The sequence below is a fragment of the Moorena sp. SIO3I8 genome (genome assembly GCF_010692325.1).
In the GTDB taxonomy this organism is placed as follows: Bacteria; Cyanobacteriota; Cyanobacteriia; order Cyanobacteriales; family Coleofasciculaceae; genus Moorena.
This window is the reverse complement of sequence record NZ_JAAHHW010000041.1, coordinates 1-17,825: the sequence shown is the minus strand read 5'-3', so window position 1 is coordinate 17,825 and position 17,825 is coordinate 1. Positions and strand designations below refer to the sequence as shown.

Annotated in this window: 12 protein-coding genes and 1 tRNA gene; 9 read left to right on the top strand and 4 right to left on the bottom strand. The window is 41.0% G+C overall.

What is annotated here, in order from left to right; genetic code table 11:
- Positions 1 to 234 precede the first annotated feature (234 nt).
- Complete coding sequence (locus F6K51_RS17170; RefSeq protein ID WP_293022048.1) at positions 235 to 564, top strand: hypothetical protein; 330 nt, start codon at positions 235 to 237, stop codon at positions 562 to 564.
- A gap of 235 nt (positions 565 to 799) precedes the next feature.
- On the opposite strand, the gene F6K51_RS17165 is transcribed toward F6K51_RS17170, so the two are convergent.
- Positions 800 to 3,802, bottom strand: a complete 3,003-nt coding sequence (locus F6K51_RS17165; protein WP_293022046.1) for an AAA-like domain-containing protein — start codon at positions 3,800 to 3,802, stop codon at positions 800 to 802.
- 402 nt (positions 3,803 to 4,204) lie between these two features.
- On the bottom strand, positions 4,205 to 5,569 hold the full coding sequence (locus tag F6K51_RS17160; RefSeq protein ID WP_293022045.1) for an AAA-like domain-containing protein: 1,365 nt from the start codon (positions 5,567 to 5,569) through the stop codon (positions 4,205 to 4,207).
- 1,328 nt (positions 5,570 to 6,897) lie between these two features.
- Between F6K51_RS17160 and F6K51_RS17155 the strand changes: the two genes are divergently transcribed.
- Complete coding sequence (locus F6K51_RS17155; protein ID WP_293022108.1) at positions 6,898 to 7,797, top strand: Npun_R2479 family HD domain-containing metalloprotein; 900 nt, start codon at positions 6,898 to 6,900, stop codon at positions 7,795 to 7,797.
- 115 nt (positions 7,798 to 7,912) lie between these two features.
- Positions 7,913 to 8,917 (top strand): zinc-dependent alcohol dehydrogenase family protein, encoded by a 1,005-nt coding sequence (locus F6K51_RS17150; RefSeq protein WP_293022043.1) that lies wholly within the window; start codon positions 7,913 to 7,915, stop codon positions 8,915 to 8,917.
- Positions 8,918 to 9,051: 134 nt separating this feature from the next.
- On the opposite strand, the gene F6K51_RS17145 is transcribed toward F6K51_RS17150, so the two are convergent.
- Both F6K51_RS17145 and F6K51_RS17140 read right to left on the bottom strand, forming a co-directional pair.
- Positions 9,052 to 9,133 (bottom strand) — tRNA-Leu (locus tag F6K51_RS17145).
- 96 nt (positions 9,134 to 9,229) lie between these two features.
- A complete protein-coding gene (locus F6K51_RS17140; RefSeq protein WP_293022106.1) occupies positions 9,230 to 9,328 on the bottom strand; it encodes a DUF427 domain-containing protein in 99 nt (32 codons plus the stop codon).
- A gap of 265 nt (positions 9,329 to 9,593) precedes the next feature.
- Between F6K51_RS17140 and F6K51_RS17135 the strand changes: the two genes are divergently transcribed.
- The 6 genes from F6K51_RS17135 to F6K51_RS17110 all read left to right on the top strand — a co-directional run bounded on the left by F6K51_RS17135 (position 9,594) and on the right by F6K51_RS17110 (position 17,719).
- Entirely contained in the window at positions 9,594 to 11,051 is a 1,458-nt protein-coding gene (locus F6K51_RS17135; protein ID WP_293022041.1) for a zinc ribbon domain-containing protein, read from the top strand.
- A 231-nt stretch (positions 11,052 to 11,282) separates the two neighbouring features.
- Positions 11,283 to 12,455 carry an N-acetylmuramoyl-L-alanine amidase gene (locus tag F6K51_RS17130; protein ID WP_293022039.1) on the top strand — a complete coding sequence of 391 codons (1,173 nt, stop codon included), beginning with the start codon at positions 11,283 to 11,285 and terminating at the stop codon, positions 12,453 to 12,455.
- A gap of 450 nt (positions 12,456 to 12,905) precedes the next feature.
- On the top strand, positions 12,906 to 13,268 hold the full coding sequence (locus F6K51_RS17125) for a transporter substrate-binding domain-containing protein (protein ID WP_293022104.1): 363 nt from the start codon (positions 12,906 to 12,908) through the stop codon (positions 13,266 to 13,268).
- Positions 13,269 to 13,339: 71 nt separating this feature from the next.
- Complete coding sequence (locus F6K51_RS17120; RefSeq protein WP_293022038.1) at positions 13,340 to 15,463, top strand: GNAT family N-acetyltransferase; 2,124 nt, start codon at positions 13,340 to 13,342, stop codon at positions 15,461 to 15,463.
- A 21-nt stretch (positions 15,464 to 15,484) separates the two neighbouring features.
- Positions 15,485 to 15,946, top strand: coding sequence for an ASCH domain-containing protein (locus F6K51_RS17115; RefSeq protein ID WP_293022037.1), 462 nt, complete (start codon positions 15,485 to 15,487; stop codon positions 15,944 to 15,946).
- A 156-nt stretch (positions 15,947 to 16,102) separates the two neighbouring features.
- Positions 16,103 to 17,719 carry an AAA family ATPase gene (locus F6K51_RS17110; RefSeq protein WP_293022036.1) on the top strand — a complete coding sequence of 539 codons (1,617 nt, stop codon included), beginning with the start codon at positions 16,103 to 16,105 and terminating at the stop codon, positions 17,717 to 17,719.
- The last annotated feature ends 106 nt before the right edge of the window (positions 17,720 to 17,825 follow it).

Here is a 17,825-nt window from a genome sequence, read left to right as displayed (position 1 = left end):
AGCACTGCCTAAAGACAAGTGCCTTAAAAATTGCTGTAATGACTATTTATCAAGGGTTTCAGTTGAGTAAGTCAATGTGACTACTCAAGGGAGGCAAGTTTCTGATAAACGAGAATTAGTCTAAACTCCAGTGATAAAGATCAGAACAAAAGTTGATTTAGATCACAAACACTTACTGAAACTCTATTTACATTGAATGAAATAAATGAAATTAAATTCCGGAGAAATAAGTAAGTGCAAGAAGAGTTAAACGATCTTAAATCAAGGGTAAAAGCTCTAGAGGAAAAATTTGATCAGAAAGCTGGTCAAGTCGAGGCTGAAGAAAAACCAAAATTTGAGTGTTCTGTTGATACTCAAAAAATTGATGTCAAAGAGCATAACATCTGTTATGAAAAACTCAAAGAACTTGGCTATAAGGAGTTAATTTTGAGATATGATGGTTGTATTGGACGCCCAGATAAATATCTGTATAAAGTTATTGATAACGACGAAAAAAAAGTCCATGAATGTTTTTCATTAGAAGGTATCAAGGACTTTATAAAAAAACAGAGTAAAAAGGCTTAAGCCTCGGATAGTATTGATTATAAATTGGTGATTATTTGTATTTTCATGAATTTTGCATCTACAGTTTCATCAAGAGTTTAATCAAGAAATACAGACATTTTTGATTCAGGGATTTTGCATCTACAGTTTTATCCCCAAACATGACCCTGAATTAAATAATTTAATTAAATAACTGGGTTCTAATCCAAATTTATCACTTAATTGAAGCCACATCATCTCTAATTATGAAATAATTTCAACCATAAAGATTGCCGACCATAGACACACTACGCACTAGCTTTTGCTGCTCCTGTTTTTGTTTCTCATCGCCACTATCATTAATAATTACTAGGATAGTAGAAATCTGATTAACATCAGAAGCATCAGGACAAGAGATAATACATAGATTCACACTGTGCTCTGCTTGAGTATTATGGGATACTAAGGTTTGAGCTGAATAATCTTGCCGACGTTCTTCTTCATTATTGGCCACTAATGCTAGATCGAACCATTCGGCAAAATTACCTTCTTTAATGTGGAGCAAGTCCCGTAAAGACTTCTCCTCAATATCTTTTAAACCAATAAAATCCTTAGCATGATCATTGGCTAGGATAATCTGACCGGTTTTATTGGTAAAAATTACACCACTAGATACATTAAAGACTAAATCTCGCTGCTCTAACTGTTGTTGCTTGACTTTACTAAACAGCTTGGCATTTTGGAGCGCTACACCCGCTTGAATATTAAATGCTTCCATCAAGTCTTGATCCCTACGATCAAAACTTGCCTTCCAGCAATCGGGAGGGTTAGGCCAATCGGCGGGATTGTATGGGGGAAAATTGCCCTGCTTCTTTTTATTGACTAATTGGGTAACAGCAATTAATTCATTATCGGCATTAAACACAGGCATCCCTAACAAACTACAGGTGCGATAACCGGTTTGACTATCAGTTTGTTTGGCAGTTTCTGAATTGGGATGGTCATAGAGATCAAACGGAATTATCAGTGGCTGTTTAGTAGTAACAACTTGACCAGCAAAGCCAGCTCCTTTGGGAATCCGAATTTCTTTTAATGTGCCATCAGCAACCGTTATTTTTGTCCATAATTCATCCTTTTCCTCATCTAACATCCAGACTGTGCTGCGATCAGCAGACATTAGCTCTTGAGCCTGATTCATCACTTTATTCAAAGTTTCTTCTAGATCCAAGCTACTTTGACCCAGAGATTGTGTCGCATTTATCAATGCTGAAGCTATTCGTTGTTTCTGAGCTGCTTTATAAAATAACCGAGAGGATTTAAGAATCATTTGAATGGAGCGGGCGAATTGCGCAAAAAGTTTTTCATCCTCTGGGGTAAAGCCTTTTGTATTAATTTTATCAGCTAAGGGCGCGTCTAAAACCGGCGGTTGTTTTAACTTATTGAGTAATTGGACAACAGCCACTAAATCTCCGTGTTCATCCAGTAAGGGTAAAGCCAGCATGGTATAAGTACGGTATCCAGTTTTGGTATCCCATTGCTTAGCAGTATTAGAACGGGTATCGTCATATAAATCGTAAGGAATATTGACAGTTTTCTTAGTTTGAGCAACATAACCAGCAATCCCTTTATCCGCAGGCACCCGAATCTCTTCTGAGTCTCCTCCTTCCCCCTTAGCCACAATTGACCAGAGTTCATTTTTGGCTTCATCTAATAAAAAAATAGTCGTGCGATCCGCCTGTAGTATCTCTCCAGTTTTGAAGGTGATAGACCGTAACATTTCATTGAAAATCGAATCAAATCCTTCTCGGTCTAGCAGAGTATCCATCATGGATAAGGTTTGATTAAAAACTCCTAAGTCTAATTCAAGGTTGGAAACAATATGTTTGAAACTTTCTGGGGTCAGGTGTTCAAGAGACTCATAGATAGTTTGCTTAGTGGTAGCCGCTAGGGCTGGATTCAGTTTCCCTTGTCGTCTGGCTTCTGAATACCGTTGAATTTCTTCTAAAGCCTTTTTAAATTCTCGCTTTTCCCATTCTTGGCTAGTGGTCAAAAACTGATAATCTTGATGGCTTAAGCTTTTCCCAAGGGCCCATCTTAATGCATCCTGTAACTGTTGTCCCCGCAGAAGACAGGATTTATCCTGACCATCGGAGTTTAACCAAGCAGCAATTTCATTACTATAAGGTCGCAAATTTGCTAACTCTTTATCTACCCAATTTTGGTTAAAAACAGCTTGATAAATACGGTTATAAATCCTTAATTTTTCTTGCTGCTCAACCACTAATCCCGATAGCCGCAATTCTATTTGTTCAGAGCTGTCATCAGACGCTATTTCTCCCTGTTGCAGAATTTGCTGATACAATCCCAGTAATCGCCCAGCCCGTTGCTCATTCTTAAGAAGACGATCGCGAATAGTTTTAAGATGCTCCGGATTATCATGAGATTTCCAATCATCAATCACTTGCGATCGCACTAATTGGTCAACCCACTCTGCCTCACCACCTGTTGGGATAGTAGATACAGAATCCAACAAAAGTTTACAAAGCTTTTGGGTCAGAAAAGGTTGACCTCCACTCCAGTACAAGACCTGTTTCAGGACATCCTGGGGATTACTAATTTTTCCTTGTAATCCCTGGGCTAATGCCTGTGCTTCGTGCAACTGAAAATCATATAGCTGAATCGCCTGACCGATATTAAAGGGTGTGCGTTTTTTATCTTGAATTAAATCTGATGGTGTTGCTACTCCAAGTAGCACAAAGGTAAGGCGTTGGTATTCTGACTTATCCACACGTTGGTTATAGCAGGCACGAATAAACGCGAAAAAATCATCAGTGGGGAAATCGAGACTAAGAACGCTATCAATTTCATCAATAAAAATTACAATATTTTGAGTAACTTGCTGGAGCAAAACCTCTTCAAGAAATTCTCTCAATCGCCGCACCGCAAATATCATTTCTCGCTCGCGCCACCAAGTGCGTAAATTAATATCTAGCTCGAAGTCTCTAGCCAGAGAGCGGACAATATTGGCATACCATTGATCGAGAGTGACATGCTGAGTACCATCCATGGATAAATCAATTACTGCACAGGCAACCCCATCCGCTTCAAGTCGGCGCATTACTTGCACTCGTAAGCTAGATTTTCCAGTCTGTCTTGAGTTCAATACATAACAAAACTTTCCAGCCTTCAATCCTTCATATAAATCATTATCTGCTTGTCGCTTAACATAGGTAAGAGCATCGGCTGGTAAAGTCCCTGAGTATATATATTCGTAGGTCATTTTATTTGTTAACTGTTGTTCGCGTAGGGTGGCCTTTTGGCCAAGGTTTAAGGTTGACGGTTTAAGGTTGAACGCGCACGCGTGGCCTTTTGGCCAAGGTTAACTGTTTAAGGTTGAAGGTTAACTGTTTAAGGTTGAAGGTTAACTGTTTAAGGTTGAACGCGCACGCGTGGCCTTTTGGCCAAGGTTGTTCGCCTTTGGCGTCCGTTGTCGGGTAGGTTTAAGGCTTAAGGTTTAAGGTTTAAAATTTAAGGTTGAACGCGCACGCGTGGCCTTTTGGCCAAGGTTGTTGGCCCATGGCGTTCCCTTCGGGTAGCTTGAAGGTTGTTCGCCCATGGCGTCCCAATTCCTGTAAGTTTAAGGTTTAAGGTTATATGAAGTATGGATTCTGAACTGACCCACTCAGCACTCAGGCTCAAGCCGCTGCCAAAGGCGATCGCAAAAATACTTATGATATAAATCACAGCGAGGCATGACGCTATTCCCTTGCAACTTTACTAAGCCCATGCTATATAACTTAAAGGCTTGCTCCGATGGGATAGTTACCCAGCTGTGTGCTTGAACCACTTTCTCCAACGCAGTTTCCAATTCTGGAGACTGTTTGAGATTTCCTAGGTGGCGTCGCAGATGGTCACTGAATGGTCCGGCTTCTGTGGGTGCCACCTCTAACAGTTGCGCTAGGGTAATCTGATGATATTTAATATAAGCTAAACCTTTGCGCAACAGATAAGGATGTCCTCCCACCATCGCCATCAGTTCCTCGACTTGTCTGGGATTCCCATTCAGTCCATAACGTCTGACTAACTCCTGTACTTGCTCTGTGCTAAACTCTGGCAACTCAATTTCCAATCCGACATTAGCCAGTGGTGAGTGATTGATATCCAAGGAGCCATAAATTTCTGTAGAATGTACTATCACCAACCGGAGTTTTTTCCAGATAGCGCTACTGCGATCGCCCCGCCTAGCGATGTCATACCAACCACGGAGAAGGCGACAAAAATCATCAGCAATAACGGGGTGTTCAAACACTCGATCAACTTTATCTATAACCAGTACAATATTGCTTTTTATTTCTGGCAATAAATACTCTTGAAAATAATCTGTGGTGTTACTATTACATCCAAAAATATCATCCCAATACTCATTCAACTTATTTGACAGCCCCAGATGCTGACCAACTCTGGCACAGAACCACCGTGAGAATTTGCCGAGGTCCCTATAGACTGTACTATCTGCTAGATCAAAACTTAAGGTCACAGCTTGATAACCTTCTTTCCTGATCTCAGCCAGAACTTGTTCAATCACGGAGGTTTTGCCCATCTGCTGGGGTGCTTTGATCCGAATTAGAGCACCAGGCTTTACAATTGCCTCTAACAACTGATCTTCATAAGGAATGCGCTTGACATAAAAGTCAGCATTGAGAGGAACTGGCTTTTGTTGCCCTTCTGACTCTGGCATCGGTGGGACGAGAAAAGATCTATATTTACTTAATAACTCTGGATTTACTAAATTAGGGTGATATTCACTAAATAGGTCAATTAACTGATTACGAAGTGAGTAGTGTTCACCTGGTGCATTCCTCAGCTCAAATTTCTCACACAGCTGCTGCACATGTTTTCTGACAGTAGCTTCTGTGATGTGTAGCGACTTAGCGATCGCTTGATCGCTTTGGCCCGCTAACATTTTCTTCAAGACCTCTCGTTTACGAGGTGTTAGCTGATCAAATGCTACAGTCAAATCTAGTTGATTCAATTTTTCTAAGAACATCTCAGTCTTGCCGATAGAGATTTTGAATAATTGGTTTTGTCCCCTAGACATAGCGTTTAGGTGGTTATCAAGATGCACCCAAAAAAGATACTATTTCTGCTAATTTTAAACCAATCCTAACTAGCTTATCGAAAAGCTGAGCTAGCCATGGGTTTGTGAAGATTTTCACACAAATTATGGATTAGACGTGGCTTGTGAGCCTTTTTCCACAAATTACCCTGATGTCTTCAACGCAGTATAAAGTTTGATTAATGGCAATCAAACCTATACGATGTTATAGATGTCTCAGTACTCTCTTGCCTTTTCCCTCAAGCTAAAACCCTGCGTTTGATGGCACTGAGTACTGGTAATATCATATCACTCCCTGTTGCACTTGTATTGCCCAAAATTGGGAGCTTGATGGGTTGTGTTGATAAAGCGATCAACTTTTAGCTATCAGCTATCAGCTTGGTAGATACCTGATCCGAAGTGGGTGAAAACTTGACAAACGTAAGGTTAATACCTCGCCCCTTGTGCCGAACCTAACAAAGCTAAGTGCCTCAGGGCGAATGCTGAGGACTTTGATCTAGCGTTGATCTATATATAGGGATTGAGAGCTGCAAAACAAAACGTCGTTAGTAGTTAGTCAGACCAATGGCATTGCTGAAGGGCGGAATTAATATCAGTGGGGTGGGCATCCTGCCTGCGAAATGAAACGGGCAAGATGCCCGTTCCACGGCAAGATATCCGTTCCACAGGTGCGACCCGTGGCGAATTTAATTCTTAATGGGTCAAGCGCACCTAAAAGATGCCGGTTCCACCAAGATGCCCATTCAAAAAAACTATTAAAATCATTGCATAATTCAGCAATACCAGACCAATTAACTAACTACTAACCCCTAACCCCTAACCTGAAATCCCCCGGATGTGACCGTGGGGATGAGCTGAAATCTAAATCAGGAGTTGCTGATATACCATTGACACACTAAAAGTTAGTCACAAGTCCGTCATAACTGAGATCATCTCAGGCGGTAAGTCAGTATGCAGTGGGGTTTGATGAATATATGAGGTTCAAACAGAATTTTATGAAATTAGGAGATCAAAAATGCAAGACCCATCTACCATCGATTTAGCTATAGCGTTTTCCATACTTATGAGGTACACAGGATTTTTTTCCTATTTCCTTTTCCCGTCTTGATGCAGTCGCCAATGGGGTCAACCATATCAGTCACTTATGGGAGGTAAATCCCCTTTGACACCACTGGCTACCCTGTTCCCTTGCTGCATCGCTATTCCCTGTTCTCTTTTCCCTCTTCCGGTGATCCCCTGTTCCCTATATGTCTAGCATGATGTTTAATCCTACCGAGATAATCATTGATACCTGTGTTAAAAACCTACAGACAGGTTTCCACAGCACTTACGGCAGCCTTAAATCAGACTACTGTGAGCTGATTACTTGGGCTACCCACATGGCTCTGGAAAATATTGCTAATAGTGACGCTCTTTATCACAACATTGAACACACCGTCCTAGTCACCATAGTTGGACAGGAAATCTTGTGGGGTAAGCACATCTGCGAAGGGAGCGTCTCCTGTGAAGACTGGTTGCACGTGATTATCTCTTTGTTGTGCCATGACATTGGCTATATCAAAGGCATCTGTCGCCAAGACCAACCAGACCAAGGATTGTATGCCACAGGAATAGACAATTTTATGATTACTCTCCCTACAGGTGCCACTGATGCCAGCCTTACTCCCTACCATGTAGACCGGGGTAAGCAGTTTATTGATGAACACTTTGGTAATCACCTGCTGATTGATACTAAGCAGATTAAGCACAATATTGAATTAACCCGTTTCCCAGTACCTGATGATCAGGATCATCAAGACACGGTTAACTATCCTGGTTTAGTCAGAGCAGCAGATTTGATTGGTCAGCTGGCTGATCCCCGCTACTTACAAAAAATTAGTGCCTTGTTCTACGAGTTTGAAGAAATCGGGAAAAATCAGATTTTAGGCTATCGTAATCCCGGTGATTTACGCCGGAACTACCCAAACTTTTACTGGAATGTTGTCTATCCTTATATCAAACCCGCATTGCCCTACCTAGACCGAAGCCTTTCTGGTAAACAAATCCTGGCTAATCTCTATGCCAATGTCTTTCGAGTAGAACACCAATCCCAGCCTAAAGCAATCTTCAGCCATCCCTGTCGCTATAGTCAAACTACAGCACAATTATGTACAGCATGATCACTGTAAAAGGCAAATCATCAAGGCAAATCATCAATGGCGGTTTTGTCTAAAGTTAATTGAAAATTGACCATTGATCATTGACAATTAACAATTAACAATTAACAAATGACCAATGAAAGCCATTTTAATGACTGCTCCTGGTACACCTGAAGTGCTACAACTTCAGGATGTACCAGCTCCCAAAATTAAAAACGACACAGAAATCCTGGTGCGTCTTCACGCTGCTGGTGTTAATCCCATTGACACCAAACTGCGGCGTAGAGGCACCTTTTACCGTGACCAAATGCCAGCTATCCTAGGCTGCGATGGTGCTGGTGTGGTAGAAGCTGTTGGTGCTGGTGTCCAGAAATTCCAGGTGGGTGATGAGGTATATTTCTGTGCTGGGGGATTAGGATTATCTGGTACGGGTAACTATGCCGAACTAGCCGTTGTTGATCAGTCCTTAGTTGCCCACAAGCCTAAATCCCTCTCCTTCCCTGAAGCGGCTGCTGCTCCTCTAGTACTGATCACTGCCTGGGAATCATTGTATGACCGAGGACGGTTGGAAGCAGGACAAAAGGTGCTGATTCAGGCAGGTGCTGGTGGTGTTGGTCACGTTGCTATTCAGCTAGCTAAGCTCAAAGGTGCTGAGGTTTGTACTACTGTCGGTTCTCAAGAAAAAGCTAGATTAGTGCGTCAGTTAGGTGCTGACTATCCTATCCTTTACAAACAAACTAGCTTTGTGAAAGCTGCCTTGGATTGGACTGGGGGAGAGGGAGTAGATTTGGCGTTCGATACTGTGGGCGGTAAAACCTTTTATGACACCTGTGAAGCAGTGCGGGTATATGGCGATATTGTGACTATCCTCCAACCAGACCCAGCCGAAGGTAATTTGAAGACAGCGCGATCGCATAATTTGCGCATCAGTCTAGAACTCATGCTCACCCCAGCCTTGAAAGGACTCACTACAGCTCAACAGCACCAAACCGAGATTCTCCAGCAGTGTGCTAATTGGATTGATGAAGGTAAACTGAAAATTCACCTCAGCCAACGGTTTCCCCTCAAAGAAGCTGCTGCTGCTCACAACGCTATCGAAGCTGGTTCCATGACAGGTAAGGTGGCACTAATTATCCGCTAAAGACAATAGTCACTAATACAACTAATCCCTAATAATTGCTTAAGGGTTATTGGTTTCTGTAAACCTATAACCCTGATTTGCTTAGGTGCGCGCCTCCTAGGGCGAGTAAATCGCTCTTGGGTCACACCTTTAGATGCGGACGAAAGGACTTGAACCTTCACGTCTTGCGACACTAGAACCTAAATCTAGCGCGTCTACCAATTCCGCCACGTCCGCGTACCTTGCGATTTAAATTATAGCATATATTTTAGCTTTTATTGCAACTGCTGGGGAAAATTTTCCCAAATCCCCCTTAAAAAGTCCCTTTATCACCTACACCTCAACTCTCACCCCGCCCCGGAAAGCAATATACCCTTCAATGGGTTTCGCCTTCTCCTTGGTGCTCGGGTAATACCAGGCTGCATAGCTTATTCAAAAGCACCATCTGTAGCACCATCTGTAGCCCATAGGCTGATACGCGACACGCTGATAGCACCATCTGTAGCACCATCTGTAGCCCATAGGCTTACCTGCCATAGATGATAATCGCAATTGAAGGCTAGAATCCAGTCAGGAATAGTTGCCTCGCAATTAAACCCCTAAAAATAGGTATAAATCGGTATTTAATCCTATAAAATGGACATTGACATTTGACTAGCGCTAGAGTATCATTGAAGTAATTGACTCAGGTTTGACGATGCCCAAAAAAGTAGGAATGACCAAGAAAATATCAACCCAGATTGTCCCTGTAGTAGGGATGACTGAGTCGGTTGAACTTGAGTTGTTGTCCACGATGAAGAAATTGGGCATTGTCAGGTCTGAATCCTACAACAAGCTAGGCAGCATAAGTCATTGGGAACTTGATTGGAAAAAAGCTTACCCAAAAGTTAGGAGTTTTAGGACTCCTGAATCCTTGGGACTACCTTCCAAATTGATGGAATGGACTGTAAGCGATGTAGCCAAAGCCATTACGGCTCAGCAGGCAGCTTGCACCGAAGCGGTAATTAAAAAGGTTTACAAAAGGTTTCCTGGAAAAGATAACCAGAACGAACGGAAGGAACTTTGCAAACAACTTAAGACTTTAGCCTTTCTGGACACGCCACTTCTCCACAGACTTGTTAGGAAGGAGTTTCAGCGGGGACATTCTTGGGGTAAAAACCAGATAGTTTATCAACAAGTAGGTTATAAGTGTAAAAAGCTTTCCCGTAATACTTACCAGTTAGAACTAGCTGGACTCACTAGAGGGAAAAGGAACAGGATAGTTGTTAGGTCTAATCGTACAATAAAAGGCCAGATCAGACTGATATATAACCAACTTTTGCCAAGATTTGAGATTCACTTTCTAGTAGATCATGGAACTGTAGAAATTAAATCTGAACGTCGGAGTCTAGGAGTAGACAAGGGTTACACTGAGGCTTTCTATGACTCAGAGGGGCAAGCTCACGGAAAAGAACTAGGGGAAGTAACCACCCAGAAACAGAAACGAATATGTGCAAAAAACCGAAACAGAGGGAAGCTTTGGGCACTTCATAGAAAACTAGAAAAAATCGACCAGGCCAAATCAGCTCGAATATTAGAAAATAATCTGACCAGAAAAACCGAAAATCGCCGCTACAGAAAAAATCAATCAGAACTGACGGCGATAATAGGAGCAGCCTCTAAGTCTCTTTTTAATGGGGAATCTTTAAAGGTTTTTGCGGAAGATTTAACACAACCGTACCGAAATAAGCGTCAGTCTAAGGCCGTGTCCCGCAAACTCAATAGTTGGATGAAAGGAGTTATGCGGGATTCTTTGCAGAAATGGGCTGATTGGACTGGCTCGGTTGTCACAGAAGTTCAACCTAGTTACACGTCGCAAATTGACTCTAGGAATGGAACCCTGTTGGGGAAAAGGACTGGGGACAATTTTACCGGATTTGATGGGGTCGTGTTACAGGCTGATTGCAATGCTGCCAAGAACATCCTTGCTCGCGGTACCGACAAGGAAATAACTCGGTACATGAATAAAACCGAGGTTCAAGCAGTGTTGTTGCGTCGTACCGCGCGTTTCTTGAAAGGGATGGGGCTTAGCCTGCTAGATGCAGTCGAGCTTGGTTGGCTTGATTGTAAGCATACCTTGGCTAAGGCTTTCAAGCAACTCCTCAACGGGATTTGAGGAATGCCTAGAAAGACGGGTGGAAGGTTCAACTCCAATTACTGTATAACCACCCCTCACTCAGGCAACAATACATTGCACCTTGACCGTTTTGTACGGGTTTATCCCGATTAATTACGGTTTAAGAGTATCCCAATCCACCTCAGCCAAATCCATAGTTTGGTTAATTGTTCGCATCCTATTTCGACGAGCCCATTAGTAAACTATTATAACTGGAGACCGCAAGTCAATATGTCTTTCACTGCTAGTGTCATTTCAGCAAAAGAATGGGGAGCTAAACCCCCAAAAAAATGGCCAGATACCACTCGACCACGATATATTATTATTCACCATACTGCTACTCCCAATGCCCCGAATGATCTATCGAAAGGAACCTTATGGGGATCCAGAAGTTTGGCTAGGAGTATTCAAAAATCCCACATGGATGGTTTTGGCTGGGATGACTCAGGTCACAACTTTTTGAATACCACCGGTGGATATTTACTCGAAGGTAGACAGAGTTCCTTATCAGCGATTAAAAAAGGACGTTCTGTCAGCTCTGCTCATGCTGGTAGTACTCTAGGTAACCAGTCACCGGGAATTGAAAATGAAGGCACCTTTATCAGCTACCGGATGAATGCCAAACAATGGAAAAGTTTGGTAGATTTATGTGTTTCGATTTGCAACACTACCAAGATTAGCCCAGACAATATTAAAGGACATCGAGACTTTTCACCAACCCAATGCCCTGGGGACTGGTTATACAGTCAATTGCCTCGGTTGCGCCGAGAAGTTCGTCAGCGCCTTGACTCATCAGTTGAAGACTATCTCAGAGAAGGAGACACTGGTCTGAAAGTCAAACAGCTACAGCAATCCCTCCAAACTAAAGGGTTTAGTCCCGGCCCAGTTGATGGCATTTTTGGTCCTGCTACCACCAAAGCAGTAATTTCCTTTCAGAAGTTTGAGGGACTCAATCCCAATGGATTAGTGGGATCAAAGACCTGGGAAGCACTGAAAAGTTCTTCTAAACCATCAGAGAAATCTCCTTCTAAACCAGGTAACCAGAACCGCAAGCCTGTGGTTATCCTGAACACCTACAAGTATTATCGTGGCTTACCTCACCAAAAACAAGCGATTGAGTGGCTACAAAAACAACTACCAAAAGAAGTCTTGGAAGAGTTTTCAGAAAGATGGCGTAACGATCAACCCTCATCTGCCTATCTTCCTTTAATTCAAGGAGCAGTTGGATCAGAAGTAGAGGAACTACAGCAGCTGCTCCAAACCCAAGGATTTTATTCTGGTGCAACGGATGGTGATTTTGGATCTCGGACAAAATCTGCTGTGATTGCTTATCAGAAAGCGAAAGGATTATATGCTGATGGGATTGTAGGTTCTATAACTTGGTCTACTTTGAATCTTGACTAATGGTAATGGGTAATTTTGAATTGGTAATTGCTAGTTTACGATGACCCATTAACCATTAATCTATACAAGAGGTGCGACCCGTGGCGAATTTAATTCGCCAAGGTCAAGCGCACCTATTAATTTATCAAAAAACGGGAGGCTAACAAAGTAATTATTTAGCCTCCTTTATCTAGGTATAAAAGCGGTATTTAAGCTAGGGTTTCATAACTATTAACATAATTAAACGTAATTATATTAATAGTTACATTTGTGACGTTTATAAAAATCTTGATATTAACCGTTTACCCTTGTCTAATATAGCACTAAGCATTAAAGTTAGGATATTGATACAAGCAGCAAAAGCTGTTTTAGTCAACTTTTTCCTCTTGCCTCTTGTCTCTTGCCTTGCGCGTAGCGCTATACCTGATCTTAACAGTCAAGTTTAATTGTATATAACTACTTGAATCGAATATTTCTGATCTTATCGATCTATTCGGAAAACAGGTTGGTACTGTCGCAGACACGACCTCTGCCAGATATATGAATCAACAGCCAGTCAAGCTAATTGAATTTGAGCAGCTGGAAGATGCATACAAAGCTCTCAAAGCGGGGCAAGTGCAGGCTCTAGTTTATGATTCACCAACGTTACTTTACCAAACGTCACAAAACCGAGAATACCAGATTGTAGGTGAGTTGTTTGCTGAACAAGACTACGGCATAGTTTTGCCTCAAGGTAGCCATTATCGTGAGCCAATCAACCGAATTATTTTGCAATTACAGGAAGACGGAGAACTGACCAACCTAGAGCAAAAGTGGTTTCCTTCTAACCAGTAAGATTAGGTATGCTTAATCACGTACAATAGGGTCGATTCCATGCATAGTAATTGGTAATTGGCCATTGGTAATTGGTAATTGGTAACGTGACACAAGAGATACAGCTTCAAATTGAAACAATTGATGAAAAATCCCTGCACCTAAGGACAGTCAAGGCTTTGGGACGAGCACACGCAACCACTCTTGGTCATTTTCCTGAAGGAGCGTTTGATCAACACGCACTAAGTGGTCAAATACTTGTGGCGCTTACTCCTGAAAAAAAGTGTACCGGTTATTTGTTATACCGGAAGGTGCGTAGACATAATATCATCGTTATTGTTCATCTATGCATCGAGCCATCATGGCGTGGTAACGGTATTGCTAAGAAGCTGGTTAATTATCTAAGTCAGAATACTCAGGACTTTTACGGCATTAAACTCAAATGCCGTCGTGATTATGGATTAGAGAAAATGTGGTCTCACTTAGACTTTGTTCCTTTGGCTGAAAAACCCGGAAGGAGCAAGGATGGAAAACTACTTACCGTTTGGTGGCGGGATCACGACCATCCTACCCTATTTTCTACGGTTGCTACCCAAAAACTTGAGTCTAAATTGTGTGCAGTCATTGATACCAGCGTGTTTTTTGACTTGCAAGGAGATGAAGCTAGGTCAAAGGCCGAATCCGACTCTCTACTAGCTGATTGGTTACAACCTGACTTGGAGTTATGTATAACTAATGAAATATTTAAGGTCATCAATAGTATTGATGATACTAAACAAAGGAATGGTAAACGCCAGTTAGCCGATACCTTTACTCAACTCCCTTACAATCAGAAAGACTTTCAAACAGCTTGTCGCGCTCTAACCAAGGTTTTGTTATCAACTCAGATAACTCTCAATAAATCTGAACTGCGTCAGTTAGCTATAGCCATAGCTTCAGATGCACCATTTTTTTTGACTCGTAATTCACAAATACTAGCGATCGCAGATGCTATCAATGAGGAATTTAACTTATCAATCCTTAGTCCTACTAGTTTAATTGTTAAGCTAGATTATCTTCACGAATATATTAACTATCAGCCTGTACGATTAGCAGGCACAGGTATCACTAGACAACGTGTTCATAAATTTGATCAAGTACGTTTTTTGAGTGAAACGTTTTTGGTTGGTGCTAAGGGAGAAAAACTTAGTAATTTTCAAGGAAGGCTGGGCTATATTATTGCTAATCCCGATAAATTTAAGTGTTATATTATTCTCCAGTCAGAAAAAAATCCCCTAGCTTTAATTGCGTATCATACTCATAAAAATCATGAGTTAAACGTGCCAATTTTTCGGGTTAGATCTGGTCCTCTTGAAGAAACCCTGGCGCGGCACTTAATTTTTTGGTTTATATCCCTGTCAGTACGTGAAAATCTGCCATTTACACGAATTACTGAACCTTATTTGGATCACACTATTCTTAGCGGTATTCAAGATGATGCATTTTTTAAAGTTAAGGATGGTTATTTAAATGCCAATCTTGCCGTTGCGGTTACGGCGACAGAATTATCAGACTATCTCACTACTTTAGCGAATCGAAGTCAAGATTATAACTTTTGCCTAAAAATTGCTGATACCCTCAAAACTGATAAATTAACCACAGCGGTAAAAACAACGCTAGACGTTGAACGCATACTGTGGCCAGCAAAAATTATTGATGCTGATCTTCCTACTATAATCATTCCTATTCAAGCAGAATGGGCGAAAGAATTATTCGATGAAGACTTAGCTAACCAGCTCCTATGGAGATCGGAAACTGATCTGGCGCTAAAACGTGAACTTGTCTATTATCGAAGCCATCGAGGTAATGGTGGCTTAAAACCAGGGGTTGTTGGTAGAATTCTTTGGTATGTAAGCTATAATAAAAAGTATTGCGGCACAGGAAAGGTAAGAGCGTGCTCTAGACTTGATGAAGTAGTCGTAAATAAACCTAAAAATCTCCATCAACAGTTTCGACGATTGGGTGTATATGAATTAGAAGATTTAATGAAGCTTACCAAAACTGATCCTAATAAAAAGCTGATGGCGCTTCGATTTAGTGATACTGAACTGTTTAAAAATCCTATAGATTTGCCTGAAATTCAAGAAATACTTGGTAAGCGTTTAACACTTCAATCACCGTTGCGGATTTCTCAAGAACAATTTACAATAATATATAGAGAATGCACCCAAAATTAATCAAAATTACTCGTGTTAACAATGCCCAATGTGTTGTTATTATCAATTCGTCCTAAATATGCTAATCAATTATTCAAGGGAACCAAAAAAATTGAACTTCGTCGGGTGCGTCCTCGATTAGTACCAGGGGATATTGTTGTGGTTTATGTCTCGGCTCCAGATAAGGTTTTATCGGGTTTTTTTGAAGTGGAAGACGTTATTCAAGACCGCCCGGATATCCTTTGGTATAAAGTAAAGGACAATGCTGGTATAGAAAAAAAAGATTTTAATGAGTATTATGAGGAAGCCGCCGTCGGTTATGGGATTTGCTTAAAACTCATAGAACATTTTGAGCCACCAGTAACCTTACAAGATTTGAGAGCAAAATGGGCTAACTTTAGACCTCCACAATCTTATCATTACTTGACGACTAGTCAATTTGAGCATCTTAAGTCTATTGTAGAGGATAAAATGGCAATTATGTCAGAGCCTTATATCAATTAGCTAAATATTTGCTAAGAAGGTATTTTGGAATGGGTCATGGAGAATCGATAATGGATAATAGCAAGCCAATAACCCATTACTGAGAATCAATGACTAACTAACTAACAGTCTCTAATGTCTCAAACATGTTATAATAAAAAAAATTAGGTGGATAGTATGGTGGGGGATAATAAAGCTGAATTGGTCAGTCTATTTCAGGAATTTATCAGTTCATATCCCTACACACAGGTTGGGTTAAGTCACATGGCAAGCTACAAAGATCAGCATCGCCTTTGGTGTCGTAATTTTGCAGTCATCTCTGCTATGGTGGACTCTGGAGAAGCTATAACAGAACCGATCCTGTTTCAGCTATTCCCTGATAGAGAATTGGCGATTACGTTGAATAGTCAATATGGTGAGGGTGATGATTCATGGATACTAACTATTCCTAGAAAACGTGATAATTATTTAGAATTACGATTGCCATTAAAACTGAAATATCAGCATAAATGGATACAAAGGTTAGTAGAGCAGATTGGTTACGACATCCTTGAATTTGTTGGTTGCTGCACTAAGCATCCTAATCAGTTATCAGCAGCTTGTGATCAGTTTTATACAGGGGAATACTCCAAAGGTTTTCCGACGGAAATGCTGACGAATCTCCTCAATGGGCTGCAACCAGATAGGTTTTTGTTAATTAATGATAATTCTCGACAGGTTATCAATTATTTTGTTAATACATCCTACGGAAAGAGACTGACAGATTATCCAGCGGCCAATGCTACAGGATTGAAGCTGATTAAAGCATTAGATAACACTATGCATCAACCGGGTGTACCAGTGCTCAGGAATAATGATTTATTCGATATGTTTTGCTACTGGTTGGTTGCGGTTAAAGGGTATAATTTTTCCGGTCAAGACGAGGTTATCGAATTTACCTCTGATGGTTCAAGGATGGCGTTACCAGAGGACTATACGGTAAGCGACTGTGCTAAAGATACTGGTTTTGATATCGCAGAGTTAGAGGGATGGATACGTGCTATTGAACGCAAAGGACAAGGAATTTTTTACGGCCCACCAGGTACAGGTAAAACCTATACTGCTCAAAAAATTGCTAACCATTTAATCAGTGGAACTGATGGATTCACAGAACTTGTCCAATTCCATCCTGCCTATTCCTATGAAGACTTTATTCAAGGTATCCGTCCACAAAGTCAAAATGGGGAATTGAGATATCCTTTAGTTCCAGGCAGATTTATAGAATTCTGTAATAAAGCTGAGTCTCGGCAAGGAATTTGTGTTCTAATCATCGATGAAATTAATCGTGCTAACCTCGCTAGTGTGTTTGGAGAATTATTGTATCTACTAGAGTACCGGGATCAAAAAATTCCCTTAGCTGGCAGTAATCAACTATTCAGTATCCCGAAAAATGTTCGGATCATCGGTACTATGAACACAGCAGACCGTTCTATTGCTCTAGTTGATCAGGCATTTCGCCGTCGCTTCGCGTTTATTCGGCTCTATCCCAACTATGAAATCCTGAGACGATATCACCAAACAACGGATTTTCCAGTTAATGGATTGATTAAGATACTCGAACAAATAAATAATGCGATCGCAGATCCTAACTACTCCCTGGGAATCTCTTTCTTTCTACTAGAAAATATAGCTGAAGAAATTGAAGATATCTGGCAAAGGGAAATTGAGCCATATCTAGAAGAATACTTTTTCGATCAACGGGATAAACTAGACCAATTTCGCTGGGACACTATAAAATTAAGAATTAAGAATTAAGAATTAAGAATTAAGAATTAAGAATTAAGAATTAAGAATTAAGAATTAAGAATTAAGAATTAAGAATTAAGAATTAAGAATTAAGAATTAAGAATTAAGAATTAAG